Below are 26,442 nucleotides of genomic sequence, written 5' to 3'. Positions count from 1 at the left end.
GTCTTCTTGGATGATCATTGAAAAGACTTCCCAATTCAATGGGAAGTCTTTTCAATTAGAGATACTGCATAAGTTCTTTTGGATTATCCGAATAACTTTTTGCGATATCCATCGATATTTTCCCTTCTCTAACTAATTTCATCAGCGAGAAGTTCAATGTCTGCATGCCTTCATGTGTACCTGTCTGAATCATTGTCCCAATTTGATGCACTTTATCCTCACGAATCAAATTCGCAATAGCATCATTTACAAGCATGATTTCAAAAGCAGGCACTCGGCCTGTTTGATCGCTTCTTGGCAACAATGTCTGTGTGACAACAGCCTTTAGTACACCTGCAAGCTGCGTTCTAACCTGGTCTTGGCGATGGGATGGAAATACATCCACAATACGGTCAATGGTTTTGGCAGCACCTATAGTATGTAATGTTGAGAATACGAGATGTCCAGTTTCCGCTAATGTAATAACTGATGAAATAGTTTCATAATCACGCATTTCTCCGACAAGAATGACATCAGGGTCTTCACGTAAAGCAGAACGTAAGGCTGTATCAAAAGAATCAACATCCTGACCAAGCTCACGTTGATGAATGAGCGCTTGTTTCTCCTGATACAAATATTCAACGGGATCTTCAATAGTCAGTATATGACAATGTCTCTCTTTATTGATCTCATCAATCATGGCAGCCAATGTTGTTGATTTACCACTACCTGTTGGACCTGTCACAAGAACTAAGCCTCTAGGCTCCTTAGTGAGTTTATAGAGTGATGTTGGTAAGCCAAGTTCATCAAGTGAACGAATTTGTTCAAAGATAATACGTAAAGCTGCACTAAGTGTACCTTGCTGGCGAAAAACATTCACACGATAACGATTGCCATTTTCCACATATACAAAATCAAGATCACGACGCTGTTCAAGCAAAGAGAGATCTCTATTAGCACACAAATCCTGAAGCATTGCATTTGTCTCTTGGCCTGAAAACTGCACTGGATAGTGCTCTAATATACCATTGTTGCGCACGAGAACCTGACCTTTACTGTCAATATGAACATCCGAATAGCGCATGGCTCTTGCATTTTCTAAGACTTCATCTAATCTACTCATATTATCACCTAATCCGTTGTTACAATGCGTTTTAATTCTTCAATCGTTGTCAATTTATTTTCCACAAGTTCCAATGCTTCATCAAAGAGTGTACGGAAGTCCTGATTTTGTTGAATATAGGACAACATTGCCCCATTATCAGCACGATCATTAATCATTTTACGCAAATGGTGATCAAACATAATAATTTCATGAACCGCCACACGTCCTTTATAGCCAGTATTATTACACATATGACAACCCTTAGCCTTAACTACATAGTCAATCTTTTTCTTTGCGATACGTTGATCTTCAGGGCTTGCTGCCACGAGTTCACCACAATATGGACAGACTTTACGGACAAGACGCTGGGCAATAACACCCACTAATGAATTGGCAACAAGATAAGGCTCGATACCCATATCTTCTAGACGCACAACTGTTGAAATGGCATCATTTGTATGTAATGTAGAAACAACAAGGTGACCCGTGATCGCCGCTCTTACTGAGATAGAAGCCGTCTGTGCATCTCTGGTTTCACCAACCATAATGATATCTGGATCCTGACGCAAGAGAGCTCTTAGTCCGCTTTCAAAAGTCATCCCAGCCTGATTATTAACCTGCACCTGGTTAATACGATCCAATTGTTGTTCAACTGGATCCTCAATTGTTTCAATATTAATACGTCTTTTCGCAAGAGACTGCATAACTAAATAAAGCGTTGTTGTTTTACCTGAACCAGTTGGTCCAGTGACATAGATGATACCATTAGGTTGGTTCATCATCTCAACAACCTTCTTATAATCCTTATCATCCATCCCAAAAGTATTACCATTATCAATAGGTGTATTGGTATTTAAATAACGCATAACAATCTTCTCGCCATGCACTGTTGGCACAACAGAGACACGTAAATTCATTTTGATATTGTTGATTGTTACAATAATATGACCATCCTGAGGCAAACGCTTTTCAGTGATATCCATACCTGCAAGTATCTTTGCACGCACAGTTAATGGATCACGAACCTTAATAGATAATTTCATCATATCAATAAGCATGCCATCAATACGCATACGAATAAAGATTTCATCTTCAAAGGGTTCGATATGAATATCGGATGCCCCTTCATTATAACCTCTAAGCAACAATGAATTCAGTAATTTAACGACCGGTGTATCATCATCTTCTGAATTGAACATATCTTCATCATTGATGACAAAATCATCCGCATTCTCATTAATATTTTCTGCTGCTTCTTTACTTGAAACCTGTGAATAATAATAGTCTATGGCCTGACTAATGTCTTTCTTAAGAGCCAGATTGATTTCAATATGAAGATTTGTCACTAAACGGATATCTTCTAAGCCATAAAAATTCAATGGGTCATTTGTCGCAACAACAAGCGTATTGCCATCATCCTTGAAATCAATCGCAATCATGCTGTATTTTTTAGCCAGTTCAACCGGTATCTTGGCAACCGCATCTACATTGACCTGATAAGTTTCAATAGAAATAACAGGATATCCAAGCTTCTCGGATAATGCAATCAACATTGTTTCTTCACTGACAAAGCCTAAATCAATCAAATGCTGTCCTAACTTCTTACTACGGTCAGCTTTTTGCGCTTTTAAGGCTTCATCAAGTTGTTCTTGTGTAATTGCTCCCGATTCAAGCAATACTTCACCTATTCTCAGATTCTTTGCCATATTCGTCCCTCTTATTCTTTATAATATAGTGTTCGTTCATGATCATCGAGCGACAGACGCACAAAGCGATCCGTTGGCTTATTGGCATAGTCATGGGGAACATTTAAATTAAGCAATTTTAAAGTATCACGCTCTTTGTAGGTCTCATTGTGAAAATAAAGTGTATAGTTAATATCAATGCGTGAATGCGTTAAATCAAAAGCCATAATAGTAATTGATAGCTTATTGTCATGATTCATTATCTTTTTGAGTACTCTTTTGTTATCTTTATAAAGATAACCTTTTTTTATCTTTAACGTATGATAATCCTCACCAGGTCGTGTTGGCGCTATACGTATATCAGAGGCATATTTCAGCTCTTCTTCAACATATGTTTTCACACTATTCATCAAAACATTTTTAGCACGCATGTCTCTAGAATACTGAAGTGTTTGCCTGACGCCTAACACAATCGCAATCACACTGACAATAATAAGAATGATAGACGCAAGCTGTTTAAAAAGATCTCCTAAAGTGAGCTGCCTTTCCATCATATCCCTCCCATTATTTATCAATCATATAAACTAAGAATGTTATATCATAACTATTGATATTTGTGCTTTGTGAAGATGAATCTTGTTTATCACTATAGTTCATGGATGCCACTGAAACACCTTTCATTGTTTTCACTTTATCCAATAAATTCCCAACACCATTCAGATTTCCTTGTACTGTTGTGGTCACTGTTTTCGTAATAATATTGGATGATGTTGTCTTTGTTGATACTTCTTTTTGTTTATTTGTCGTGCTGTTAGAAGAATTCTGTTCAACAGTATTGCCCTCACTTATATTAAGCGATGCAGGTGTTAAGCCAGAAGCCATGATTTGCTTGGTGATGAGATCATCGATCTCATCATTTGTATAAACACCATTATATTTATCAATAATCACCTGATAATTCTGATCTAAAATAGCCAGCTGGCCATCAGCCTGCTGATAGTCTTTCAGCTCATCTTTTAGCTTAGTAAGTTCAGCAGCACGATTGGCTTTATTAAGTTTTGCCTGGTTATAATTTTTTAGTGAAGGCTTAATGACAAGAAACCAGCCCCCAATAACCAAAAGAAAGAGCACAAGAATATAGATCAGCTTTTTTTCTCTTTCTGTTAATGTTGTGAGTAATTCCTTCATACCTAAGCCTCCTTTACAAGCTTCATAGAAACTTGGAAATTATAGGTTGTTGTTGTCTGAGTGACTGGTTGTGTTGGTGCATTCTGATTGATTTGATCTGCTGATGTTGTTTGTGTCACCTGTTCAGAGTAACCTGTATATGAAATATTGTCATAGTGCTTTGTGTCTTCACGTAATGATTTAACAAAGCTTGTGACCTTTGTCGCTGTCGCTGTTGAACAGCCAATCGTCAATTTATTTTCTTGTTGGTTAAAGGTAATACTCGTAATAGTCACACCTTGTTGACTTGCTGTTGAGATGAGGTCAGTAAGTGTTGCTTTGTCAAACTTGATAAGGCTGTTAATAGAATCATCAACACTCTTTATAGCACTTAGTGCCTTTTGCATTTTATCAAGCTTTTGATATGGACCTTTATCTGTTTGATTAATTGCTCTTTGAACTGTTTTAATCTGGCTATTGATTGCTTCTGATTCATTATCAACCTTTCTTGTTAATAACGTCATGGAAATAAAGAAAGCGAGAAGCACTAAAGCAATGACCATGAGTGGAATAAGTCTCTTGATACGATCATAGCGATGAGGATCAAGGAAAGATTGCTCATAGGCTTCAAGTAGATTTAGTTTTTTATTCATTAATTTATTCATTGTCCTACTCCCCTATGAGATATCCTAAAGTATATAAATATGTATTAAGAGATAATTCATCACGTCCCGGCTTTGAAGCATAGACATTTCTAAGATCAGGCAAGAAACGTGCTCTTAAATTCAACTGATTCGCAATTGCTGCAAAAAGAATCTTACTTGTTGGTTTACTGATTCCTGTAAAATAGACTTCTTTAAATGAAGCATTGTTTTGGGCTGAAGAAGCAAACTGAGTTAAATTACTCATAACATTAGTGACCTGTGTGACAAAGCTTGTTGGATCTTCTTCGGTTGTAAATATTCTATTTCTGCTTGTTAATGCATAATCCCCATGGGTAAAGACAACACTTGTGAGATTATTGCCATCGATGGATGTAATGGCATAAGATTCATCCATTAATCCTGGCAAACAATCAGTAAGGTTGATAAGAGCATTGATGGAGAAATCAACAGCTGTAAGTGTGATTCCCACATCTTCAAATAAATGCAGATAATTCTCTAAAAAGCTCTTTTCAATGCCCACCGCAAAGATACGTGATGAGCCTTTCACTTCACTATTATCACCAAGATAAGCATAATCATAGATAAGTTTATCATCACCATCATAGAGAGATGATAATTCATCCTGCACATAAGCAAGAATTTGTTTATGGTTCATTTTGGGAATTGATAAGCTCTTGGCAAGAATCTTATTGCTGTCAATAATGAGAACAGCTTCATTGATGCCCTCTCCCTTAAGTGTGAGGAGATGCTGTTTAATAGGTGCTTCATCAATAATGACACCGTTGATCAGTGCTCCCTCTTCTAATGGAATATGTCTATGAAAATCTACTGAGATGGCATCACGCTTACGTGTACCACAGACAACCTCTATATTTGTTGCTGAAAGATAAATGATATTTGCCATTATGCTCCTCCTAACCGCCAATGCTGCCATATAATGAATAAAGAGGCAACATTACTGATAAAATAACAAGTCCAATCAAAAAGCCAAGAAGAATAATCATCAATGGCTGTAAGACTGTGATGAGTTTTTCTGTTGCTATTTCCGCATCAAAATCAAAATCACGGGCAATGCTATCCAACATATCATCAAGACGCCCTGTTTCCTCACCAATATAGATGGAACTTGAAAGTTTGGGGTCAAAACCATCAATTTGATCCATCGCATGAGAAAGTGATGAACCATCACGAATATCTTTAATTGCATTGTCAAATTGACCATCAATATAGGTATTATTGACAGTTTTTCTTGCCAGTGTTAAAGCAGAAATCATTGAAATACCTGCTGAATAGAGCGAAGAGAGGGAACGAGCAAAACGCGCTGTATAGATTACTCTGATGAGATCTTTCACTTTTGGACAAGTGACTTTAAAGTGATCCCAGGCAAGACGTATCTTAGAAATACGTAATGAATAACTTATTGCAGCAATAATCGATAGAATCAAGACAACAACCCAATACCAGTAATTTTTAAAGAATTTAGAAATACCAAACATTACTTTTGTGATTGTTGGAATATGATAACCATTAAAGACATTAAAGAAGTTAGGTAAGATTACGGTAAAGACAACAAGCATAACAATAATCGTGACAATCAGTAGAATAATAGGATAAAGCATTGCACTTTTTACCTTTTGGCTTAGTTTATTATCTCTTGAAAACTGATCTGATAGCTTGAGAAAAGTCTTGTCAAGTGAACCCGATGATTCAGCAGCACGCACCATATTAATCATCAACGGTGAGAAGACACCCTTTTGTGCGCTTAATGCTCTGCTCATAGGATAACCTTGCTGGAGCTTAATATAGACATTACGATAAATCTTGCGTATACGCTTATTGCTTTCACGTCTTGTCACGATCGACATCGCGGAAATCAGGGAAATACCTGAATTCAACATTGTACCAAGCTGACGGCATAAATCAGCACAGTCTTTGTCCGACATACGTTTCTGCATATTGTTATCCTGTACTTCTTTTGCATCAAGCAGGAAAAGTTCTTGTTCTTTTAATTGTTTTCTAAGTGCACTTTCATCTTCAGCTTCCATTTTTCCTGAAGATTTCTTGGAATAAATATCCATTGCACGATAACGATATACTGCCATGTTGTTCACATCCTTATAGTTATTATAACCCAAATAAACGCAAATATGAAGTAGCGAGCTGGCCACCATACAGCAAGCCAATCAAACATCCTCCACAAATAAAAGGACCAAATGCCATATGTGATTGGAGTTTTGTATTATGTGTTAAAAGCAAGATGATTGCATATATACCAGCAACTAAGATAGCCAAAAACATTCCCACTGTCATATTCACAATACCAAGCATAAAGCCTAGGGGGATACATAACTTGATATCGCCCCCACCAAAGCTCTCTTCTTTGAGGAAATTGATGGCAATCATTCCCCCACTATAGACAACAGCTCCTAGTATTCGTGAAGCTAAAGGCATGGAATAGACAAAAAGCGAAATAATTGCTATCACCCCAACCGCAATATTTAACTGATCAGGTATCGTCATTGTATCAATATCAATCAATGTAATAGCCATCAATACCATTGCCAAGCTAAAGACAAGAGGGGTCATAAGGCTAAAGCCATAATGTGCAAAAGATAGCATCGCCAGCAGACCACCCACCAACTCAATAAGGGGATGACGTATAGAAATCTTAGCATGACAATAACGACAACGTCCCTTTAAAAAGACATAGCTCAAGATTGGAATAAGATCAATGGCATGAAGCATATGATGGCAAGAACCACAAAAACTACGCCCCTTAGCAATTGAAATACCTCGTGGTAAACGATAAACCACAACATTCATAAAGGATGCAATACAACATCCAAACACAAAACAATAGAGATAACAAAATATAAGAACTGAATCCATTGCACACCTCACTTCTATCACATAAGCAAATAATGATTACCAACATATTAACGTCATGATACCACACCCATTCATGCATTTGAATGATAAATAGACGATATCCATGGATTTCATCCCTATTTTTCTAAAAAAAGCTCGAAAATACAAAAAAGACGCCTAAGCGTCTAACAACAAATGATACCATAACGTCCACCAAAGCATGCCCCGCAAAGACATTGCAGTAATAAATAGGCATAACAACATTGGCTTGGCGACATCGCCCGTCCATATTGTGAAGAGGTCTGTTGATATTGTGATGATCCGGATTGTAATGATTGTAAAAGAATGATGTATTCTAGATTATTAGGATTCATGCTGTAGGCTGTTTTCGCAAATTCAATAGCCTGTAAACGATTGCCTAAGGCATTCTGACAAATGGCAGAATAATAGAACCAGACATCATTGCGTACACGAATTGTATCAAGAATCTTCCAGGCTTCATCAAACTGGTTTGCCTGCATATACATTGCTGCTTGATTATAAGCATAAGCTTCTTGCCCCGTCTGATTCTCATACTGTCCATTAAAGTGAGGCTGTGTACCATTTTTTCTTGCATCCATAATGGTTTTATAGGCATTTTGGACTTCCTTGAATTTTTCTGTATATTCAGCCTGATGTGGTGAACCTATATTGGCATCTGGATGATATTTCTTAGAAAGCTTGCGATAGGCCTTCTTGACTTCTTCATCACTTGCATCACTTGAAATACCTAATATATCATAAGGATTCATTCTTCTTTTCTCCCCTTTTTTCTCTTACTTGATTATACTTTGCCCATACACCAGAATAGAGAATATTTCTTAAAATCTGGCCATGCGTAATTATGGGTAATCTCTCAAAAGCAAGCGACGCATCACCCATAAAGACTTCAAGCATCATTTTCATATCATCATCAAAATGTGCATCATGATATCTCTCTTTCAACGGATTAAAAGTTGCTTTCTTTATATCTTCTTCAATATCATCATAAGCATCCATCAAATATATAAATTTTCCTAAATGATAACCAAGCTGATAGAGTTCTTCACCAAAAATGGCATCAAAAGAAACAATCTCCCCCATCACCTGGCCAAATGTATTACATAAAAGATCTAAATTCTCACATTTTTCATCTTCCAATTGATGAATAGCATCCAGGGCTTTTTCAATAGAAGCAATTTTATGAGGATATTCTTCTTTAATATTTAAGAAAGGCTGCTTAAGTGTCTTTAACATTCCCTTATTCCTACCCTCATCACGAACATCATCAACTGCCTTAAAATAAGCGAGAACAACATTCATCTTTGCGACATAGTCATCATAACAATTCGTCCGACTTGTAATCTTACGCATATAATGAACAGCACACTTTTCTTCATGAATAACTTCATCGGGTTCATTGAGAGCACTTAAAAGAATTTGAATGAAGGTTAAATCATTGGATAAGATACGTGTCATCTTAATACCATATAATTGTTTGATGGACTTGCATAAACCGCAATAATAAGAACGATAAATGGCATATTCCTCTTCACTCAACGCTTCTTTATTGTACTGGATATAACCAAACATAACTAAGTTCTCTTTTCAAAAACAGTAGCACAGCGAGGACAACGAATATCAATACGTCCTTTGCCTTTTGGTACTCTTACAATTTGTTTACAGTTTGGACAAATAAAATATTTGTGATCCTTATCCTGTGATGATTTCTTGAAAAGTGTTATACGCTTTAAAAGAGGTGCAATCAACTGCTCATATTTTTGGTTCTCCTGATAGCGTTTATTGATATTCTTAGAAAGCATTCTGAAAAGGACATACAATAAAAGTATATAGACAAGTATATAAATGACAACACTTTGTACAAAGATATTACATAAAGTCAAAACAACGGACAGTACTAAGAGATGTTTATTCAGACGATCACTGCCATAACGGCCCATCATCAATCGATATAAGAAATTTCGCATATTCTCCTCCTAAAATATTGACAAGATTAAAGCTTTCCTATGAACATTTCATGAACTACGTCACAAAAAAGAAGGACAAGTCCTTCTTTTAAGCTGTATAAGTTCCTTTTGAAATCAAGCTCTTAGCAATTTTTAAGGCTGTATTGACAGGAATTGCGAACCCTAAGCCTTCAGAATTAGAATCAGAGCTCTTGGCATTAACAATACCAATTAATGTACCATTACTGTCAAATAAACCACCGCCTGAATTACCAGGAGAAACTGCTGCATCTGTCTGAATGACATTAAGTTTGACAGCTGTTGAAGCACTCTGTGTGCGGCCAAAATATTGAGAGTATTGGTTGTTGTCATTATTAGATGATGATGAATCGTCATCAATGGAAACAGTGATTGTTCGATTTAATGCTGAAACTATACCTGAAGTAATAGAACCAGAGAATGTACCTTCAGGATTACCTACGGCATAAGCAGTTTGGCCCTGTGTAATCTTATCACTATCGCCAAATGTTGCAGCGCTTAAGCCCGTGGCATTAATCTTGATAACAGCAATATCACCCTGTGTATATTTACCCACTAATTTTGCAGTATAAGTCTTTTCATCACTTGTTGTGACCTTAATAGTGCTGGCCCCATTAACAACATGGGCATTTGTGATGATATAGCCATCACTGCTCATAATGACACCAGAACCTGCTCCTGAGACAACCTGACTACCAAACCAGAAATTACTTGTTGTCATGGCTTCTGTTGTAATAGCTACAACAGAATCTGTCATTTTTTTCGCAATGGCTGATGCATCTTTCTTGCTGGATGTTGTTGTTTGCGTTGCTGTTGAAGTTGTTGTTGTGATGACTGAAGCACCATTTATCTTTAAGACAAGATATGCGCCTCCAGCCCCTGCTCCAAAGCATAAAACAAGTACAAGCAAAATAATGATAAAGGCTGAACCAATACTTCTTTTCTTTGCCTGATTATTCATTTCATTTTCATTCATATTTATCATTCCTTTCGAATATGCTTTTAGTATATCCATGTATTGCATGAATTCTATGTACATATTTTGTGAAACTATGGGAATTAATCAGTGGATTTATTAAGGAAGGATTGATAAAGAGCAATTTCTTCTGGATCATTCTTACTTGATTCAAAAATCACTTCTCCTTCACCTTCAGTATTAAGTTTTCCCGCTTCTTCTAATTTATTCGCTAACTGGCGTGCTGTTCCTGCTGCTCCATCATAGAACTTAATATCATCACCTAGCACCTCACGAATAGCTTTCTTGACAAAAGGATAATGCGTACAGCCAAGCACAACGCTCTTCACTTCACCTTTATAAGGCGCTAAAAGTTTATGAAGAACAACACGTACTTCTTCACCATCAACATCGCCCTTTTCAATTGCCTGAGCAAGCCCATTGCATGCAACTTCTTTGACATTGACATGATTGCCATATGTTTTCGCTAGTTCATGATATTTATCAAGTCTTAATGTGTTTTCAGTAGCCATCACTAAGATTTCACCATCATGAGCTTCTGCAGCAGGCTTCAATGCTGGTTCCACCCCAATTACGATAATATCAGTAAAAACATCTCTGACCATTTCAATAGCTGCACTTGTTGCTGTATTACAAGCTACAACAACAGCCTTGACACCATGATTAACCATATTATTCATTGTTTCCATAGTATAATCCTGAACTTCCTTAAGTGTTCTTTCACCATAAGGAGCACGGGCGCTATCACCATAGAAATAGAACTTTTCATGAGGCAGGAGCTTAACCATTTCCTTTAAAACAGAAATACCTCCAAGTCCTGAATCAAATACACCTATATATCCTTTTAAATCTTTTTTCATCTTTTCAAATCCTCCAAACACATCTTAGTCTTACTAAACAATAAAATCAATCTCTCACAAACACCTTAAAGTGATTCTTGTGATAATCAATAATACCATCCCTTTTTAATACGGATAAGCTGTGAGATAAAGCCGAGCGATCAACTAATAGATAATCAGCAAGCTGTTGTCTGTCAAAAGGGATATCAAATTCATCACTGTGCCACAAAGCCGCTTGTGTTGAGAGATAGGAAAGAATACGTTCGCTAATGCTTTTGGGAGTTATCATTAAAATCTTACGTGAAAGTTGTAAGTTTTTCATTGCAATAAGCATCAATATATTCTCATTTAGCTTAGCATGATTAACTTTACGCATCGCATCAACATCGATAAAAAGAATATGAGCCGGTGTCTGTGCTACGATACTAATAAGCATTGGTTCACGCATATTGGCATAAGCCTCACCAAAAATATCCGGAGCACTCAAATGAGCAACAATATTCGCATGGCCAACTAAATCTACGCCAATTCCATTCAATTCCCCTGCTAAAACAACACCAATCTCATGAATGATATCTCCTTGGGAAAAGACCTGCTCCCCTCTTTCAAAGAAAGCTTCACGACTTCTTATTTTTTTTAGCAAGTCTTCTAATTCTCTTGCTTCTATATCCTTAAAAACAGGCAATTTTGTAAGTAATTCAATATTCATACAACTCTCCTTAGCCTTATTTTATATGAGTTTCATTTCTATTTCAAATCATATCCTTTATGAGTATTTTTCAATTGATAGAATAGGATTGATTTGATTGATTATATAAAGTCTATGATTCATTAAAGCTAACCTCATCACATTGCTTTGGCTAGTTAAAAACTTTTTCTTATACTAAACAAATCAGAATCCTTTTGATAAGTGTTGTTGTGTGATACAATATAGATATTAAAAGGAGCGTGAATTTTATGGATCATTTAACTGAAAATGTAAAGAAGTTGTTATTATTGGGTATTGGTGCAGCTGCTACAACTGCAGAAAAATCAAAAGATATTATTGATGATCTTGTTAAGAAAGGTGAAATCACTGTTGATCAGGGAAAAGTCCTCAATGAAGAGCTTAAGCGCAAAGCAAGCAATAAGGTAAGTGATGCGATGTTGAATCGTGTTGAAAAACTTTCTAAAGAAGAAAGAGAAGCTTTAAAGGCAAAGCTTGCTGAAATGGACAGCGAAGAAGAAGAAGAAGAAAAAAAACAGGAAGACTAGTTTATGGTAAGAGAAGACAAACATGCTTCTCGAAGATTAAGTGAAATCATTTCTGTCTTAAATAAACATCATATTCTGACTGGTCTGACACCCGTCAAGCTAAGAGAGATTCTTGAAGATCTTGGGCCAACATATGTCAAATTCGGGCAAATCATGAGTATGCGTTCCGATATGATTCCCCATGAATACTGTAAAGAACTCGAAAAGCTGAGGACAGACGTCACTCCTTTGGCCTATGATGAAGTCAAACATATTATTGAAGAGGAGTTAAAGCAGCCCATTCAAGAAGTCTTTTCCTCAATTAATAAAGAACCCTTAGGATCCGCCTCCATTGCTCAAGTACATGAAGCCTTTCTACTAAGTGGTGAAAAGGTCGTTGTCAAAGTACAACGGCCTTATATCTATGAGACAATGGAAGCAGATATAAAGTTGTTAAGACAAGCCTGCAAGATTTTGAAATTAGCGACAGGAACAGGTGATTTACTTGATTTTCGAGCTGTTATTGAGGAATTATGGCGAACAAGTCAGATAGAAATGGACTTCTTCAAGGAAGCAGATAATATTGATCATTTTGCCCTATGTAATCAGGATATCAACTACATTCTTGTTCCTCATGTCTATCATGAGTATACAACAAGACACCTTATTGTCATGAATGATGTTGGTAATCTACAAATCGACCATGTTAATGAATTAAAGAATTTAGGTTATGATATTGATGATATTGCGAAAAAGACAGCCGAGAACTTTGTCAAACAAATTCTTGATGATGGCTTTTTTCATGCAGATCCACACCCTGGTAACATTCATGTTACTGATAGCAAGATTGCCTGGATTGATTTTGGCATGATGGGTACTGTAACACCATCAACTCAACAGATTCTCACAAAAGGTATCAAAGCCGTTTTAGATGATGATATTTATGATTTAGAAGAAGCTTTCTTAATGCTGACAAAGCCAGAACAGAAAATAAATGAAGGTCAACTGATTTATCAGCTGAATATGATTGTTGAGAAATATAAGCAACGTAATTTTGGGGATTTTGACTTTGGTCCACTTATTGAAGGATGTATTGAAATCGTTAAAACAAACAAGATAGCTGTACCAGCTGATCTGACATTGCTTTTAAGAGCAATGCTGACTATTAACGGGACTTTGGGAGAAATCTCACCGACATGCAATCTCATTGAAATTCTCGCTAATCATATGCGTATCAAATGGCAGAAAGAGCTTGATTTAAAAACCCAGATAATGCATATTATCCAATCTCTCTATACATCAAGCAAAAAAGGCATAGCCACACCATCAATCGTTTATGATCTTCTTAAGCTTGCGAAGAATGGACATATCACATTGAATATTAAAGAAAATAAAAGTGATCGTGATTTGCGTTTAGAAAAGCATAACTGGAATCATATTGTCATTGCTATTGTTTCTGGTTTTTTCTATCTTTCAGCAAGTATACTGACTTTATCACCATTAGAGCATAATGTCTTTGGCATGCCCCTACTTTCTTTTATTGGTTATGTTGTAGGAACAATTCTCGTTGTCATGCTGCTTTGGCGATTAGAACATGATCAAGATTAAAAGGCCCCTAAGGGCCTTTTTCATTTATTCTGTTTTCCAAATAGAAATAGAAAGTGGTGCTAAAGTACTGCCAGCTCCAAAGTCATGCATTTCATGTGTCAGTAAGTCTTCACCTGTCCCACTATTGGCATTGAAATGTGCAACAAATGGCGCATCATCAATATTTAAAGCAACGATAATTCTTTCTCCTTCCGCTTCTCTTTCAAACACATATTGTTTATTTGTCAAAAGAAGTTCTTTAAACTGTCCACTATTAAGGGCTTGATGCTCATTTCTTAAATGAATCAGCTTGGCAATATATTCTGTTAATTCATTTGGCTCTGGTTTCTCGAAGGCTGGACGCAAGCTATCATCGCTCTGCCCAGGAATTTTTTTGCCTTCAGTTCCCCATTCTGATCCATAATAAATACATGGAATACCTGGCAATGTCAGCTGCAAGGCAAAGAGTAATGGCAATTTCTTTTTATCTGTTAGCTTGCTTGCAATACGATCAACATCATGGTTATCCAAGAAAGTGAGTAAGCTTTTACCACGATACATATCAAACATATTACGTTTTAACGTATGGGCAATTTCAAACATATTTAATGAATTAAAACTACTCCACATACCTTTGTAACCAGGATAATCTGTGATGGCATCCAGGTGTCCTTCATCAAACATATAACCCGCATTATCACCAAGTACTTCTCCAAGCATGAAGAAATCAGGCTTGAAGCTACGCCCAAAGTCAGAAAGCATAGCCATGAACCAACGTGGTAATGAATAGGCAACATCAAGACGAATACCATCAATATCGAAATATTCAATCCAGAATTTTACTGAATCCTTAAGATAATTCTGAACTTCCGGATTATCTAGATTAAGTTTGACTAATTCATAATGTCCTTCCCATCCTTCATACCAGAAGCCATCATCATAATCAGAATTACCATGAAAATCTATATGGAACCAGTCTTTATAGCGACTATTTTCACGATGACTTTTGACATCTTCAAAAGCAAAGAAGCCTCTTCCCACATGGTTGAAAACACCATCAAGAACAACCTTCATACCTTTCTTATGAAGATCATCCACAACCTTCTTAAAATCCTCATTATGGCCTAAGCGTTCATCTAAGCGACGATAATCACGAGTATCATAGCCATGGTGATCACTCGAAAAGATCGGATTGAAATAGACAGCCTTAATTCCTAATTCTTTTAAATAATCACTAAATGATAACACTCTCAAGATACGATGTTCTTCAACTACACCATCATTGAAGCTAGGTGCATCACAAAAGTTTAATGTATAGATCTGATAGAAAACACTCTTATTGAACCACATCTCACATTCCTCCTTTAATCTTGTGTACTATTATACACTGTTCAAAAACGCTTGAGAAATATATTCTAAAAATATCAAAAATTTATTTTTAAGCAAATTAATTGCAATTAAAAATGATTTAGTTAATAATGTGGGTAGTGTGTGAGAGGTAACCCCTCTAAGAAAGGATGAAGAAAAATGAAATACAGATGTACAGTTTGCGGTCATATCTATGACGAAGAAAAAGAAGGCGTAAAGTTTGCTGATTTACCTGATACTTGGACTTGTCCAACATGTCATCAGCCAAAATCAAAATTTGTTCCTCTAGATGAAGAAAATAAGACTTGGGCTTGTGAACATGTATTAGGTGTTGCAAAAGATGCTCCTGAAGAATTAAAAAATGACTTAAGAGCTTGCTTCGAAGGTGAATGCTCAGAAGTTGGTATGTATTTAGCTATGAGCCGTGTAGCTATTCGTGAAGGCTATCCTGAAATTGGTGCTTTCTATGAAAAAGCTGCTTGGGAAGAAGCTGAACATGCTGCTAAGTTTGCAGAATTATTAGGTGAAGTTTTAACTAATTCTACTGAAGAAAACTTAAAGATGCGTGCTGAAGCTGAATATGGTGCTACTCAGGCAAGACAGGATATAGCAAGCAAAGCTAAACAATTAAACTTAGATGCTATTCATGATACTGTTCATGAAATCGGTCGTGATGAAGCTCGTCATGGTAAAGCATTCGAAGGTTTATTAAAGAGATACTTTGGTAAGTAAAAGACAGGTACCGGAATTCCGGTACCTTTTTAATTATTATTAAGATTTTCTCCATTACTGCCAAATACCTGAGCAATCCAGTAGAAGGATTTCTTAGGAATTCTTCTTAAATCTAACAGTTCACTATCCGTACGATTGACATAGACAAAGCCATATCTTTTAGCCACCTCACAGCTACTTGATGGAATATCAATAGGTCCCCAGGTAATATAGCCAAGACATTCCACACCATCTTCCAGGATGGCCTTTTTCATTTCTTCAATATGTTCACGATGATACTTGATGCGATAATCATCATTTATTTCACCATTTTTATCAAGTGATTCTCTTGCACCCATACCATTTTCAAGAATGAAGATTGGTATATCATAGCGTTCATAGAGATCATTCATGACATAACGCAATCCTTTGGCATCTTTCTCCCAACCCCATTCTGTGGCTTCAAGATGAGGATTTTTCACAACATGCTTTTCTACAATCTCAGCAAATGGTGTTGTCATGTCAAACTCACCTTCAGTAAGTGTATTACTGCGATAATAAGAGAAACATAAATAATCACATGTATTCTTCAGAAGCTCTTCATCGCCTTCTTCAAAGTGTGGAAACCATCCACGTTCTTTAAGATATTGCATATAGTAACTTGGATAGCTCCCTTTCGCATGCACATGTGTTACCCACATATTCATAAGATTATTTGCTTTTTGGACAAAGAGATTGTTTTGTGGTGTTGTTGTTGCAGGATAATAACTTGTAATTGTTGTCATGCCACCAAATTTAGCATCTGGCACAAGTTCTCTTAAGGCCTTGACAGCTTTACAATGAGCAATCATGACATTATGCGCAACCTGATAGAGAAATGCTGGCTCACTCACTCCTTCAGGCACAACTTCTGCATTAGAATAAATAAGACGTATAGAATGTAAATTCTGTTCATTAAAACTCATCCAATGCTTAACACGATCACCAAATCGCTCCATGCATACTCTTGCATAACGTTCAAATAAATCCACAACATGACGTGAAGCAAAGCCATTATATTCTTTGACAAGCTTATAAGGCATATCAAAATGAACAAGTGTAATCATAGGTGTAATGCCATTGGCAATAAGTTCATCAATCAGCCGATTATAAAAATCAACACCTTCTTCATTAATTTCATCATCACCATTAGGAATAATACGACTCCAGGCAATGGAAAAGCGATAAAAGTTAAAATGCATTTGCTTCATTAAAGCAATATCTTCTTTATAACGGTGGTATTCATCAATGGCTACTTTCCAATCAGCATGACCTTCAGGAGTAGGTCGAACATCATAGATGGATAACCCCTTTCCACCTTCATTCCAAGCTCCTTCCGTCTGAAATGAAGAGACCGATCCTCCCCAATAAAATTGTTTTGGTAATTGTGACATTTTAAAATCCTCCTTAGATAAATCTATTTTACGCTTATCTAAAAGAAGAAGTAAAGATAACACAAAGGGCTTTCAATTTTGTTTCAGTCTTTTTCAATACATATCCTATTTTTTGAAAAAGATTTTCATGTTATAATAAGAACGGTGATTTAATATGAACATACGAACAAAGTTAGAATTAGAAGAACATTTTACTGACAGCGAAAAAGGCATTGCACGCTACATTCTTGCTCATGGTAAGGAAGTAGTCAAAGACTCCATATCCATACTAGCAGAAAAAACTTATACGTCTCCTGCTACCATTGTCCGCCTGACTAAGAAAATAGGTTTAGAAGGCTATAATGACTTCCGTATCCGTTATTCAGCAGAGCTTGAAAAATTAGCTGTTCAAGAGAATGAGATTGATGTCAATTTTCCCTTCACAAAGGAAGATAGCTATGAGAATATCATGAACAATCTCGCCGTCCTTGCAAATCAGACGATTGAACATACGCAGGCCCTTCTTGATGAAAAGGATTTAAGAAAAGTAGTCGCCCTCATGAAAAAAGCGAGAGCTATTGATTTATATGGAACGGAGAATTCTTTGCTTGCGGCAGGACTTTTTCAAAACAAAATGACAAGAATTGGCAAAAATGTAGATATGCGTTCACTTGATGGCTCACAGACCTTTCTTGCTTCAGCATCCGCGCCTGATCATCTGGCTATTGTTATTTCATATAGCGGGGAAACAGAAACAGTGATTCGTTGGGTGCAAATTCTCAAAAGCAAACATACACCTGTAGTAGCTATCACAAGCTTAGGCGATAACCATCTCTCTCGTTATGCTGATATTATCATTCGTATTGATACAAGAGAAAAACTTTTCAATAAAATTGCTCCTTTCTCAAGTATTCTCTCTTTTGAATATATTCTTTCGGTTATCTATAGCTGTTATTTCCAGGAAGACTATGAAGGGCATTTAGAACGCAAGATTAGTTTTGACCAAATGAGTGATAAGCGTCCAGCCCATTTATTAAAAGATGACAATGAATAAAACGAGGCTTTATGCCTCGTTTTATTCATTCCAACAATCCAGTCCTTCTAAGCCCATATCCTGTGCTTTAAAGATCGGATGTTCTCTATATTGTCGTTGTTCTTCATAGTCTTTAAGTGCATTAATAACTGTTGAACTTAATAAGAAACATGCTGGTAAATTAATGAGCGTCATAAGCCCCATAGAAATGTCAGCTAAGGCCCATGCTGCATCCATTGGTATAATAGCACCGGCAAAAATCACAAATACACAAATGACATGAATGAACTTCATCGTTCTTTTACCTGGGACTTTTTTCTTATTCAAGTAAGCAACAGCATTATCAACATAATAAAGATTACCAATTAATGTTGTAAAGGCAAAGAGAATCATGGCAACCGTAATAAAGATAGGTCCAAATTCACCAAAAACTGTTGCCAATGCATTTTGGACATAAGGTGCTCCAGAAAGCTTTACTGAAGGTAATATACCTGATGATAAGCACATGATAGCTGTTGCTGAACAAAGTAAAAGTGTATCGATATAGACAGAAAGCATCTGTACTAAACCCTGCTTAACAGGATGTGTAACATCGGCTGAAGCACTCGCATTTGGCGCAGATCCGACACCTGCTTCATTGGAATAAAGGCCGCGTTTAATACCATAGATCATACAGCTGCCTGCCATCCCTGAAAAAATCGCCTTGAAATTAAAGGCATCATGAATGACCATTTTAACAACTGCTGGAATAATTGAGGCATGGGCTATTAAAACAATAAGTGAAGCAAGCACATAGAGTATCCCCATCACCGGAACAACAATTTCCGTAATATGAACAATACGTTTACCACCGCCAAATAGAACAACGGCTACAAGAAGTGCTAAAATAGCACCAATAATATAAGGTGTTGTTTTAACATTGTAAAAAGAATATTCGATAAAGGTTGATTGCAAGTTATAGCTACAAAGCATATTGAAACCAACACCATAAGTTAATATCAAAAAGACAACAAAAGCTCCCGCGAAGAACTTTGAATGAAGAGCTTGTTCAATATAATAAGCAGGGCCACCAAAGTATTCCCCTGTTTCTTTGTTTTTCTTTTTATATATCTGAGCTAACGTACTTTCCATAAAGGCAGAAGAAGCACCAAAGAAAGCTAAAAGCCACATCCAAAATACTGCCCCAGGTCCCCCTAAACAGATGGCTGTTGACACCCCGACAATATTTCCTGTTCCAACTCGTGATGCTGTAGAAACCATCAAAGCCTGGAATGAAGAAACAGCACGATCATCACTTGGCTTTTCAAAAATAATACGTAATGATTCTTTGAAATGTCGAACCTGCACAAAACGTGTACGCATTGTAAAATATAATGCGGCAAAGCCTAATATCACCAATAATATGGGATAATACATAATACTATCAATATCTTTAAGTATTCCTAACATAAAACACTTCCTTTCATCTATTTCAACAGTATAGCGAAAAGACAAAAGGAATACCAACTTTTTCTGATGTTTACATGATTTGAAAAAAAGCTAAATAAAGATGCCTAAAGCATTATAGATCATATGAGTAAGTGTCGCACTTGTTAGGCCATGGCGCATATATGCAATACCCATGATGAAACCTACAACAAGATAAGGAATGATTGTCACAAGATTAATTGTATGTGCAAAGGCAAATAAGATTGTTGATGTAGCTAAAGCAACCCATCTATTCTTAATCAGTGTGAATATCATCATACGAAAGATAGCCTCTTCCACAATGGGTGCAAATAGAATTGCTGAAAGACAGGATAAAATAGGATAAGTCTGTAAGATTTCTTCAATCATTTGTTGATTCAATGATTTCATCGGAAAGAAGTAAAGAATGACAGCAACAATGACAAATCCTCCTATCGCCATAACAATAGCTTCTAATATTTCTTTTAATGAGAGCTTCTGGTAATTCTTTCTAAAGATATAAAGAATAATAGGTGCAACAATAATATCACCAAAAACAGATATATGGATATCCCTAAAAAGCAAATACAAGAAGACTGGCGCTATAAACTGCCATAGAACAACAACAAATAGATACGTACATATTTTCTTTTTCTTTTCACTTAAAGCCATGATTTCCTCATTTCTACCTGTTAGGAATTATATATATGTAATGTTTAATTTCCCTAACAAAGCTCATATATTCATAATTTCATTATACGAAAGCTCTTTCAAATAATCACGCTTTATTGTTTAGTGATTATCATTCAATTACCAGTCGTTATCATACTTTTAGTGTAAGACTCAATTTCTAACACCCCATCCAAAACTGGCATGTAATTTTCCAATTCAGGTCACTATTTTCTAAAAAACACAATTCTTAACATCTTCTCTTGTGTTTGATATAATAGTTCTGTCGGTAAAAGAACATTTTTGTGGTGACCCCTATGGCACCTACAGCTTCTCTAGCCGATAAATTATAAGAAAGCGTCGCATCTGATGAGCGACAGTGGAGGAACTACAATTGAATCAATCAAAAACTAAGGATCTTGTCCTGCTTGCAATGTTTATTGCAATTGAAATCATGCTCTTTATTGTGCCATTTTTAGGATTTATTCCCATCGGGCCATTACGTGCTACAACAATGCATATTCCAGTTATCGTTGCAGCCATTGTTCTTGGTAGAAAACAAGGTGTTATTGTTGGATTTGTCTTTGGCTTACTTTCGTTAGTCATTAATACCATCCAGCCTACAGCAACATCTTTTATTTTCTCACCATTTATCTCAGGTAATATCCTATCACTCTTTGAAGCTATTCTTCCAAGAATGGCTATTGGCTATGTTGCTGGTACAATTTATCAGGCATTAAAAAACAAGAATCAGTTTATTGCCATGATTGTAAGTGCATTTCTTGGTGCCTTAACCAATACCGTCCTTGTATTAGGAGGCATCTATGTCCTTTTTGGCGCCAGCTATGCAAAAGCTTTAGGTAAGAGTTTTAGCGAATTATTGCCTTATTTACTTGGCATTATTGCAACAAATGGCATGCTAGAAGCAGTTGTTGGGACAATCATTGCCTTAGCACTCTCTAAGGTCCTTATTAATGTATATCGAAAGGAAAAGAAGTATGCCTAAAAAAATCGTTATTGGCATAACTGGCAGTATTGCAGCTTTTAAAGCAATTCAGCTCATTTCCGATTTAACAAAAACCGATTATGAACTCGAAGTCATTATGACAAAATCTGCCTGTCAGTTTGTCACTCCTCTCTCTATTCAATCTCTGATAAAAAAGAAAGTCTATGTTGATGTCTTTGATGATGACATTGGTCATATTACCCATATCGATCTCGTCAAAGATGCCGATCTCTTTATGGTTGTACCTGCAAGTGCAAATACTATTGCAAAACTAGCTAATGGTATTGCTGATAACATGCTGACGGCTAGCTTTTTAGCCGCAACATGTCCAAAGCTTATCGCTCCTGCCATGAATGTGAATATGTATCAAAACAAGGCAACCCAGCGCAATATCAATCAGCTTAAAAAAGATGGTATACTCTTTGTTGAACCAGATACAGGACTCTTGGCTTGCGGTATTGTAGGAAAAGGCAAGCTTGCTGATTTTACAACAATAAGATTAATGATGGATTATGCCTTAAGTAATCATCCTTTGTCAGGCAAGAAAGTTCTTGTTTCGGCTGGTCCAACTCAGGAGTCACTCGACCCTGTTCGCTTTATTTCCAATCATTCGACAGGCAAAATGGGTTATGCCATTGCTAGAGCTGCATTTTTGCTTGGTGCCCAGGTCAAGATTGTGAGTGGTCCAGTCAATATCAACCTTCCCTTAATAGAGGTTGAACATGTTACAACAGCTCATGAAATGTATGATGCTCTTGTCACTCTTGCTCCTTTCTATGACTATATTATTATGTCAGCTGCTGTTGGTGATTATCGTGCAGAACATATTGCTGAAAATAAAATTAAGAAACATTCAGACACACTTTCAGTGACTTTCAAAAAGAATCGTGATATCCTTCAAGCTTTGGGTGAAAACAAAAAGGATCATCAGGTTATTTGTGGCTTTGCGATGGAAACCGAGAATCTATTGGAAAATGCACAGAAAAAGCTCATCAATAAAAATGCTGATATGATTGTTGCTAATAGCTTAACTGAACAAGGAGCAGGATTTGGAACTGATACAAATATTGTGACATTCATTACAAGAGAGGGTAATGAATCTTTAAAGAAATCCAGCAAAGAAGAGTTAGGTTTTAAAATCTTGATGAAATTAAAAGAAATAGAGGAAAAATAAATGTTATTAGTTATAGATATTGGAAACACAAATATTACAATGGGACTCTATGATGACAACAACCTCATCAACAACTTCCGTTTAACAACAAGATTCCAGCGTACAAGTGATGAATATGGGACATTCCTGGTGTCCTTTATCAATGCTTCTGGTTATGAAGCTAGCGATATTCATGCTGCTATCATTTCATCCGTCGTTCCAAAAATTAACTATTCTTTTGCAAGCTCTATCATCAAATACCTTGATGTCAAGCCACTCTTTATTGGTCCAGGCGTTAAAACAGGCATATCCATTCATATTGATCACCCTTCATCACTAGGTGCTGATCGTCTCGTTGATGCGGCAGGTGCCTACTATACATATGGGGGACCTTGTATTGTCATCGACTTTGGTACCGCTACAACCTTCGACGTTGTGACAGGCAAAGGAGAATTTATTGGTGGAGTAACTTCACCAGGTATCGGTATTACCGCAAATGCCTTAAGTTCCATGGCTGCTCAGCTACCAGAAATTGAAATCACAAAACCAGATGTTGTCATTGGCAAAAACACAGTAACATCAATGCAGTCAGGGGTGGTCTTTGGTTACATTGGACAGACAGAATACATTATCAAAAAAATCAAGGAAGAATATGGCAACCAAGAAATGCGTGTTGTTTCTACCGGTGGTCTTGGTCGAATTATTGCCAACCAGACTGATCTTATCGATATTTATGATCCAGATCTTACATTTAAAGGCTTAAAGATTATTTTTGACAAAAACAAAAACAAATAATCTTTCTTATAAGAGTTCTCTTTCAAGAGAGCTCTTTTTAATGTTGAAAACTCCTTATTATGCATGGAATGTTCAAATCAAAGGAAGATGTGGTATACTATGGATGTCATGAAGGAGGTATATTTCATGAAAATAAAGAAAATGCTTTTTGCTTTGTTGACAATGGCAATGGTTATTCCAGTAAGCCAAGTTAAAGCTGATAGCGAAGCTTATCTTGTATTAGGCAAAGATTTGAATGCAAATGAAAAAGCAACAGTTCTCAAGCTACTTGGTGTTGATAACGAAAATGACTATAACGTATCCTATGTGACCCATGAAGAAGAAAAGAAATATTTAAGTAGCTATATCTCTGCTTCACAGATTGGTTCCCGTGCTCTTTCAAGCGTTCTTCTTGAACAAATGGATACAAATTCCGGTATTACTGTGAATACAAAAAATATTACTTATGTCACTGAGAAAATGTATCAAAATGCATTAATCACTGCTGGTGTGAAGGATGTCAAGCTGACAGTTGCTGGTCCTTTCAAAATTTCCGGTACTGCAGCCCTTGTAGCAGCCACAAAATCATATGAAATCATGACAGGTAAATCATTAAACAATAACGCTGTTGATACAGCTAATAATGAACTAAGTGTCACTTCTGATGTTGCTAAGGAAACTGGATCAAAGGACGATGCTGCTGATTTAGTTGCAGCCTTAAAACAGAATGTTGCATCCATGGGTGATGACTATACACGCGAGAAAGGTAAAGAAGCACTCAAAGAGCTAGAGAATAAACAAAATATTCAATTAAACGAAGATACAGAAAACAAAATTCTTGATTTAATGGATAAAATCAAAAACATTAATCTTGATGAAGATGCTTTAAAAACACAAGCTAAGAATATTTATGAAAGCATTAAAGGTTATGCTGATATCCTTAACAAAAACAAAGGCTTTCTTTCTTCCTTAGCATCAAAAGTCAAAGATTTCCTTTCATCCATTATCAACTTCTTTACTGGCAAATAGGATTTAGCTCACAGCTAAATCCTTTTTTATATGCAAAAGGACCACCTATGTGGCCCTTTTATTAATGGAAAAAGATTATTTAATTCATAATGAGAGATGTGAGTTGTTCTACATTCTTTTTACCAAATTCTGGTTGCTTGTCATCAATGACAAAGCATGGAACACTCATCACATGATATTTGTCTTTGAGTTCAGTAAAATGGTTGAGGTCATAGACATCAACATGAATATGAGGATTAAGAGATGCTAGTCGACCTGCTGCAACAACGAGATCAGGACACATAGTACAGCTTAAAGATACCATGATGGTCATATGGACATCTTTGTTGATGGATTCAATTGTGGATTTTAAGGATGGATCAATGGGCTGTCCACTTGAAGCCATGTTATAAAGGGTTAAGACAAAGGATGTAAACTCATGTCCACCAGGTGCACCATGAAAACTAAAGCCCGCTTTTTCGCCATTGGCCTTTCGTATTTGTACATAAGGTGTCTCTTTGACTTGTTCATCGCCTTCTTTGATGATGAGTTTATCTGTTAAAGAAGATAATGCCCTCATATACGCTTTGAGTTCTTGTGAAACTTCTCTATCATCCAAATATATTTCAAGAGTAAGTGTTTCTGTCATTTTATCAAAGACGGCATTAAGTTGTTGTTTCATGGCATCATCTAAGAGTTCATTATTTGAAGTCTTTGGTTGAGATTCAGCTTGATGAACACTTGCACGTTTAACAGGCATGGAAGTAGAAAGGCCTGTTAATGCACGTTGCTTGGAAAGATATTTTTCCATTTCTGTGGCAGCTATTGCTCCATCACCAGTCGCTGTAACGACTTGTCTAAGGGGTTTAATACAAACATCCCCTGCTGCATAGAGTCCAGGCATTGTTGTTTGTTTGCTTTCATCGGTAATGACATAGCCTTGAGGATTAAGCTTTGCTATTCCCTGCACAAGATTGGTCGATGGGACATATCCGGCAAATACAAAGATGCCAAAAGTGTCATTGTCTTGAGCATTATAAGTAAAGATTTCTCCTGTTTGATTGTTTTTATATGTAAGTGTACGTAATACAGAATCACCCTTAGCAGATACGACTTCCGTATTTGTAAGAATAGTAATATGCTTATTCTCTCTTGCTTTGTCAGCTACTTCTTTAGCGCAAGTAAAATCATCTTCACGCACAAGCATTGTAACATGGCTTGCATAGCGTGTGAGGAAGACAGCCTCTTCAGCTGCCGCAAATCCTCCACCTATGACAAAGACCTCTTTACCGGTATAGAATTCGCCATCACATGTTGCACAATAAGCAACACCATGACCTTTAAACTCTGCTTCACCATCAAAACCAAGCTGACGAGGGTGCGCTCCTGTCGCAAGAAGAACACCAAGTGTGCGCAAATCACCACGTGATGTTTTTACAATCTTTACTTCATCTGAGAAGTCAAGCTCTGTCACATCAGCTAACATGAATTCAGCGCCAAAGCTTTCAGCCTGTTTGCGCATCTTCTCCGTTAGCTCCTCACCACTTTGTGGCGTAGCACCTGGATAGTTGACAACTTCAGCAGTAATGGTAATCTGTCCGCCAAACTTTTCCTTTTCAACGACAAGCACACGATAACAAGCTCTTGCAAGATACATTGCAGCCGTTAAGCCTGCTGGACCACCACCTATGACAATAGCGTCATATAAATCTTTATCAATCATAATCTCACCTA

Annotated in this window: 27 protein-coding genes; 8 read left to right on the top strand and 19 right to left on the bottom strand. The window is 36.6% G+C overall.

Features of this window, described 5'->3' with window-relative positions; translation table 11 throughout:
* Positions 1–55: 55 nt before the first annotated feature.
* The 14 genes from FYJ79_RS01960 to FYJ79_RS01895 all read right to left on the bottom strand — a co-directional run bounded on the left by FYJ79_RS01960 (position 56) and on the right by FYJ79_RS01895 (position 12,017).
* Positions 56–1,102, bottom strand: coding sequence for a type IV pilus twitching motility protein PilT (locus tag FYJ79_RS01960; protein ID WP_154514290.1), 1,047 nt, complete (start codon positions 1,100–1,102; stop codon positions 56–58).
* A gap of 8 nt (positions 1,103–1,110) precedes the next feature.
* A complete protein-coding gene (locus FYJ79_RS01955) occupies positions 1,111–2,790 on the bottom strand; it encodes a GspE/PulE family protein (RefSeq protein WP_154514289.1) in 1,680 nt (559 codons plus the stop codon).
* Positions 2,791–2,801: 11 nt separating this feature from the next.
* A complete protein-coding gene (locus FYJ79_RS01950; RefSeq protein ID WP_154514288.1) occupies positions 2,802–3,320 on the bottom strand; it encodes a hypothetical protein in 519 nt (172 codons plus the stop codon).
* 13 nt (positions 3,321–3,333) lie between these two features.
* Positions 3,334–3,957 (bottom strand): type II secretion system protein GspM, encoded by a 624-nt coding sequence (gspM, locus tag FYJ79_RS01945; protein ID WP_154514287.1) that lies wholly within the window; start codon positions 3,955–3,957, stop codon positions 3,334–3,336.
* A 2-nt stretch (positions 3,958–3,959) separates the two neighbouring features.
* On the bottom strand, positions 3,960–4,601 hold the full coding sequence (locus tag FYJ79_RS01940) for a hypothetical protein (protein ID WP_154514286.1): 642 nt from the start codon (positions 4,599–4,601) through the stop codon (positions 3,960–3,962).
* A gap of 4 nt (positions 4,602–4,605) precedes the next feature.
* A complete protein-coding gene (gene pilM / locus FYJ79_RS01935; protein WP_154514285.1) occupies positions 4,606–5,505 on the bottom strand; it encodes a type IV pilus biogenesis protein PilM in 900 nt (299 codons plus the stop codon).
* A gap of 10 nt (positions 5,506–5,515) precedes the next feature.
* Complete coding sequence (locus tag FYJ79_RS01930; protein WP_154514284.1) at positions 5,516–6,703, bottom strand: type II secretion system F family protein; 1,188 nt, start codon at positions 6,701–6,703, stop codon at positions 5,516–5,518.
* A gap of 22 nt (positions 6,704–6,725) precedes the next feature.
* Positions 6,726–7,490 carry a prepilin peptidase gene (locus FYJ79_RS01925; RefSeq protein ID WP_154514283.1) on the bottom strand — a complete coding sequence of 255 codons (765 nt, stop codon included), beginning with the start codon at positions 7,488–7,490 and terminating at the stop codon, positions 6,726–6,728.
* A gap of 164 nt (positions 7,491–7,654) precedes the next feature.
* Entirely contained in the window at positions 7,655–8,260 is a 606-nt protein-coding gene (locus FYJ79_RS01920; RefSeq protein WP_154514282.1) for a J domain-containing protein, read from the bottom strand.
* Entirely contained in the window at positions 8,247–9,080 is an 834-nt protein-coding gene (locus tag FYJ79_RS01915; protein WP_154514281.1) for a DUF5685 family protein, read from the bottom strand. Before FYJ79_RS01915 ends, FYJ79_RS01920 begins: the two co-directional genes overlap by 14 nt.
* 2 nt (positions 9,081–9,082) lie before the next feature.
* Positions 9,083–9,475, bottom strand: coding sequence for a hypothetical protein (locus FYJ79_RS01910; RefSeq protein WP_154514280.1), 393 nt, complete (start codon positions 9,473–9,475; stop codon positions 9,083–9,085).
* Between the two features lie 88 nt (positions 9,476–9,563).
* On the bottom strand, positions 9,564–10,469 hold the full coding sequence (locus FYJ79_RS01905; protein WP_154514279.1) for a S1C family serine protease: 906 nt from the start codon (positions 10,467–10,469) through the stop codon (positions 9,564–9,566).
* A gap of 83 nt (positions 10,470–10,552) precedes the next feature.
* The gene (murI, locus tag FYJ79_RS01900; protein WP_154514278.1) at positions 10,553–11,329 is read right to left on the bottom strand and encodes a glutamate racemase; all 777 of its coding nucleotides are present in this window, start codon (positions 11,327–11,329) and stop codon (positions 10,553–10,555) included.
* 46 nt (positions 11,330–11,375) lie between these two features.
* A complete protein-coding gene (locus tag FYJ79_RS01895; protein ID WP_154514277.1) occupies positions 11,376–12,017 on the bottom strand; it encodes a Crp/Fnr family transcriptional regulator in 642 nt (213 codons plus the stop codon).
* A gap of 248 nt (positions 12,018–12,265) precedes the next feature.
* Here FYJ79_RS01895 and FYJ79_RS01890 point away from each other — a divergent pair, with 248 nt between their 5' ends.
* The gene (locus tag FYJ79_RS01890; protein ID WP_154514276.1) at positions 12,266–12,562 is read left to right on the top strand and encodes a phasin family protein; all 297 of its coding nucleotides are present in this window, start codon (positions 12,266–12,268) and stop codon (positions 12,560–12,562) included.
* Between the two features lie 3 nt (positions 12,563–12,565).
* Entirely contained in the window at positions 12,566–14,149 is a 1,584-nt protein-coding gene (locus FYJ79_RS01885; RefSeq protein WP_154514275.1) for an ABC1 kinase family protein, read from the top strand.
* Positions 14,150–14,173: 24 nt separating this feature from the next.
* Here FYJ79_RS01885 and FYJ79_RS01880 read toward each other — a convergent pair whose 3' ends face one another.
* Entirely contained in the window at positions 14,174–15,478 is a 1,305-nt protein-coding gene (locus FYJ79_RS01880; protein ID WP_154514274.1) for an alpha-amylase family glycosyl hydrolase, read from the bottom strand.
* 177 nt (positions 15,479–15,655) lie between these two features.
* On the opposite strand from FYJ79_RS01880, the gene FYJ79_RS01875 reads away from it, so the two are divergent.
* Positions 15,656–16,228, top strand: a complete 573-nt coding sequence (locus FYJ79_RS01875) for a ferritin family protein (protein ID WP_154514273.1) — start codon at positions 15,656–15,658, stop codon at positions 16,226–16,228.
* A 29-nt stretch (positions 16,229–16,257) separates the two neighbouring features.
* Here the strand turns inward: FYJ79_RS01875 and FYJ79_RS01870 are convergent, their stop codons facing one another.
* Positions 16,258–17,640, bottom strand: a complete 1,383-nt coding sequence (locus FYJ79_RS01870) for a glycoside hydrolase family 1 protein (protein ID WP_154514272.1) — start codon at positions 17,638–17,640, stop codon at positions 16,258–16,260.
* Between the two features lie 154 nt (positions 17,641–17,794).
* On the opposite strand from FYJ79_RS01870, the gene FYJ79_RS01865 reads away from it, so the two are divergent.
* On the top strand, positions 17,795–18,673 hold the full coding sequence (locus FYJ79_RS01865; protein WP_154514271.1) for a MurR/RpiR family transcriptional regulator: 879 nt from the start codon (positions 17,795–17,797) through the stop codon (positions 18,671–18,673).
* 21 nt (positions 18,674–18,694) lie between these two features.
* Here the strand turns inward: FYJ79_RS01865 and FYJ79_RS01860 are convergent, their stop codons facing one another.
* Positions 18,695–20,101 (bottom strand): alanine/glycine:cation symporter family protein, encoded by a 1,407-nt coding sequence (locus FYJ79_RS01860; RefSeq protein ID WP_154514270.1) that lies wholly within the window; start codon positions 20,099–20,101, stop codon positions 18,695–18,697.
* Between the two features lie 90 nt (positions 20,102–20,191).
* Positions 20,192–20,770, bottom strand: coding sequence for a CPBP family intramembrane glutamic endopeptidase (locus FYJ79_RS01855; RefSeq protein WP_154514269.1), 579 nt, complete (start codon positions 20,768–20,770; stop codon positions 20,192–20,194).
* A gap of 391 nt (positions 20,771–21,161) precedes the next feature.
* On the opposite strand from FYJ79_RS01855, the gene FYJ79_RS01850 reads away from it, so the two are divergent.
* The 4 genes from FYJ79_RS01850 to FYJ79_RS01835 all read left to right on the top strand — a co-directional run bounded on the left by FYJ79_RS01850 (position 21,162) and on the right by FYJ79_RS01835 (position 24,729).
* The gene (locus tag FYJ79_RS01850) at positions 21,162–21,773 is read left to right on the top strand and encodes an ECF transporter S component (protein WP_154514268.1); all 612 of its coding nucleotides are present in this window, start codon (positions 21,162–21,164) and stop codon (positions 21,771–21,773) included.
* The gene (gene coaBC / locus FYJ79_RS01845; RefSeq protein ID WP_154514267.1) at positions 21,766–22,947 is read left to right on the top strand and encodes a bifunctional phosphopantothenoylcysteine decarboxylase/phosphopantothenate--cysteine ligase CoaBC; all 1,182 of its coding nucleotides are present in this window, start codon (positions 21,766–21,768) and stop codon (positions 22,945–22,947) included. The genes FYJ79_RS01850 and coaBC overlap by 8 nt, the downstream gene beginning before the upstream one ends.
* Positions 22,948–23,721 carry a type III pantothenate kinase gene (locus FYJ79_RS01840; RefSeq protein ID WP_154514266.1) on the top strand — a complete coding sequence of 258 codons (774 nt, stop codon included), beginning with the start codon at positions 22,948–22,950 and terminating at the stop codon, positions 23,719–23,721. It abuts the gene before it with no gap.
* A gap of 126 nt (positions 23,722–23,847) precedes the next feature.
* The gene (locus tag FYJ79_RS01835) at positions 23,848–24,729 is read left to right on the top strand and encodes a DUF1002 domain-containing protein (protein WP_195836986.1); all 882 of its coding nucleotides are present in this window, start codon (positions 23,848–23,850) and stop codon (positions 24,727–24,729) included.
* Positions 24,730–24,808: 79 nt separating this feature from the next.
* Here the strand turns inward: FYJ79_RS01835 and FYJ79_RS01830 are convergent, their stop codons facing one another.
* A complete protein-coding gene (locus FYJ79_RS01830; RefSeq protein ID WP_154514264.1) occupies positions 24,809–26,431 on the bottom strand; it encodes an FAD-dependent oxidoreductase in 1,623 nt (540 codons plus the stop codon).
* Between the last annotated feature and the right edge of the window lie 11 nt (positions 26,432–26,442).

Origin of the sequence: Sharpea porci (genome assembly GCF_009695655.1) — a bacterium.
Lineage (GTDB): Bacteria > Bacillota_I > Bacilli_A > Erysipelotrichales > Coprobacillaceae > Sharpea > Sharpea porci.
The sequence above is the reverse complement of the archived record's forward strand: the minus strand, read 5'-3'. Positions and strand labels throughout refer to the sequence as shown.

Excerpts from the sequence above, each read along its gene's own strand:
- FYJ79_RS01960 (WP_154514290.1), bottom strand. The coding sequence starts at position 1,102 with ATGAGTAGATTAGATGAAGTCTTAGAAAATGCAAGAGCCATGCGCTAT.
- FYJ79_RS01955 (WP_154514289.1), bottom strand. The coding sequence starts at position 2,790 with ATGGCAAAGAATCTGAGAATAGGTGAAGTATTGCTTGAATCGGGAGCA.
- FYJ79_RS01950 (WP_154514288.1), bottom strand. The coding sequence starts at position 3,320 with ATGGAAAGGCAGCTCACTTTAGGAGATCTTTTTAAACAGCTTGCGTCT.
- gspM (WP_154514287.1), bottom strand. The coding sequence starts at position 3,957 with ATGAAGGAATTACTCACAACATTAACAGAAAGAGAAAAAAAGCTGATC.
- FYJ79_RS01940 (WP_154514286.1), bottom strand. The coding sequence starts at position 4,601 with ATGAATAAATTAATGAATAAAAAACTAAATCTACTTGAAGCCTATGAG.
- pilM (WP_154514285.1), bottom strand. The coding sequence starts at position 5,505 with ATGGCAAATATCATTTATCTTTCAGCAACAAATATAGAGGTTGTCTGT.
- FYJ79_RS01930 (WP_154514284.1), bottom strand. The coding sequence starts at position 6,703 with ATGGCAGTATATCGTTATCGTGCAATGGATATTTATTCCAAGAAATCT.
- FYJ79_RS01925 (WP_154514283.1), bottom strand. The coding sequence starts at position 7,490 with ATGGATTCAGTTCTTATATTTTGTTATCTCTATTGTTTTGTGTTTGGA.
- FYJ79_RS01920 (WP_154514282.1), bottom strand. The coding sequence starts at position 8,260 with ATGAATCCTTATGATATATTAGGTATTTCAAGTGATGCAAGTGATGAA.
- FYJ79_RS01915 (WP_154514281.1), bottom strand. The coding sequence starts at position 9,080 with ATGTTTGGTTATATCCAGTACAATAAAGAAGCGTTGAGTGAAGAGGAA.
- FYJ79_RS01910 (WP_154514280.1), bottom strand. The coding sequence starts at position 9,475 with ATGCGAAATTTCTTATATCGATTGATGATGGGCCGTTATGGCAGTGAT.
- FYJ79_RS01905 (WP_154514279.1), bottom strand. The coding sequence starts at position 10,469 with ATGAATGAAAATGAAATGAATAATCAGGCAAAGAAAAGAAGTATTGGT.
- murI (WP_154514278.1), bottom strand. The coding sequence starts at position 11,329 with ATGAAAAAAGATTTAAAAGGATATATAGGTGTATTTGATTCAGGACTT.
- FYJ79_RS01895 (WP_154514277.1), bottom strand. The coding sequence starts at position 12,017 with ATGAATATTGAATTACTTACAAAATTGCCTGTTTTTAAGGATATAGAA.
- FYJ79_RS01890 (WP_154514276.1), top strand. The coding sequence starts at position 12,266 with ATGGATCATTTAACTGAAAATGTAAAGAAGTTGTTATTATTGGGTATT.
- FYJ79_RS01885 (WP_154514275.1), top strand. The coding sequence starts at position 12,566 with ATGGTAAGAGAAGACAAACATGCTTCTCGAAGATTAAGTGAAATCATT.
- FYJ79_RS01880 (WP_154514274.1), bottom strand. The coding sequence starts at position 15,478 with ATGTGGTTCAATAAGAGTGTTTTCTATCAGATCTATACATTAAACTTT.
- FYJ79_RS01875 (WP_154514273.1), top strand. The coding sequence starts at position 15,656 with ATGAAATACAGATGTACAGTTTGCGGTCATATCTATGACGAAGAAAAA.
- FYJ79_RS01870 (WP_154514272.1), bottom strand. The coding sequence starts at position 17,640 with ATGTCACAATTACCAAAACAATTTTATTGGGGAGGATCGGTCTCTTCA.
- FYJ79_RS01865 (WP_154514271.1), top strand. The coding sequence starts at position 17,795 with ATGAACATACGAACAAAGTTAGAATTAGAAGAACATTTTACTGACAGC.
- FYJ79_RS01860 (WP_154514270.1), bottom strand. The coding sequence starts at position 20,101 with ATGTTAGGAATACTTAAAGATATTGATAGTATTATGTATTATCCCATA.
- FYJ79_RS01855 (WP_154514269.1), bottom strand. The coding sequence starts at position 20,770 with ATGGCTTTAAGTGAAAAGAAAAAGAAAATATGTACGTATCTATTTGTT.
- coaBC (WP_154514267.1), top strand. The coding sequence starts at position 21,766 with ATGCCTAAAAAAATCGTTATTGGCATAACTGGCAGTATTGCAGCTTTT.
- FYJ79_RS01840 (WP_154514266.1), top strand. The coding sequence starts at position 22,948 with ATGTTATTAGTTATAGATATTGGAAACACAAATATTACAATGGGACTC.
- FYJ79_RS01835 (WP_195836986.1), top strand. The coding sequence starts at position 23,848 with ATGAAAATAAAGAAAATGCTTTTTGCTTTGTTGACAATGGCAATGGTT.
- FYJ79_RS01830 (WP_154514264.1), bottom strand. The coding sequence starts at position 26,431 with ATGATTGATAAAGATTTATATGACGCTATTGTCATAGGTGGTGGTCCA.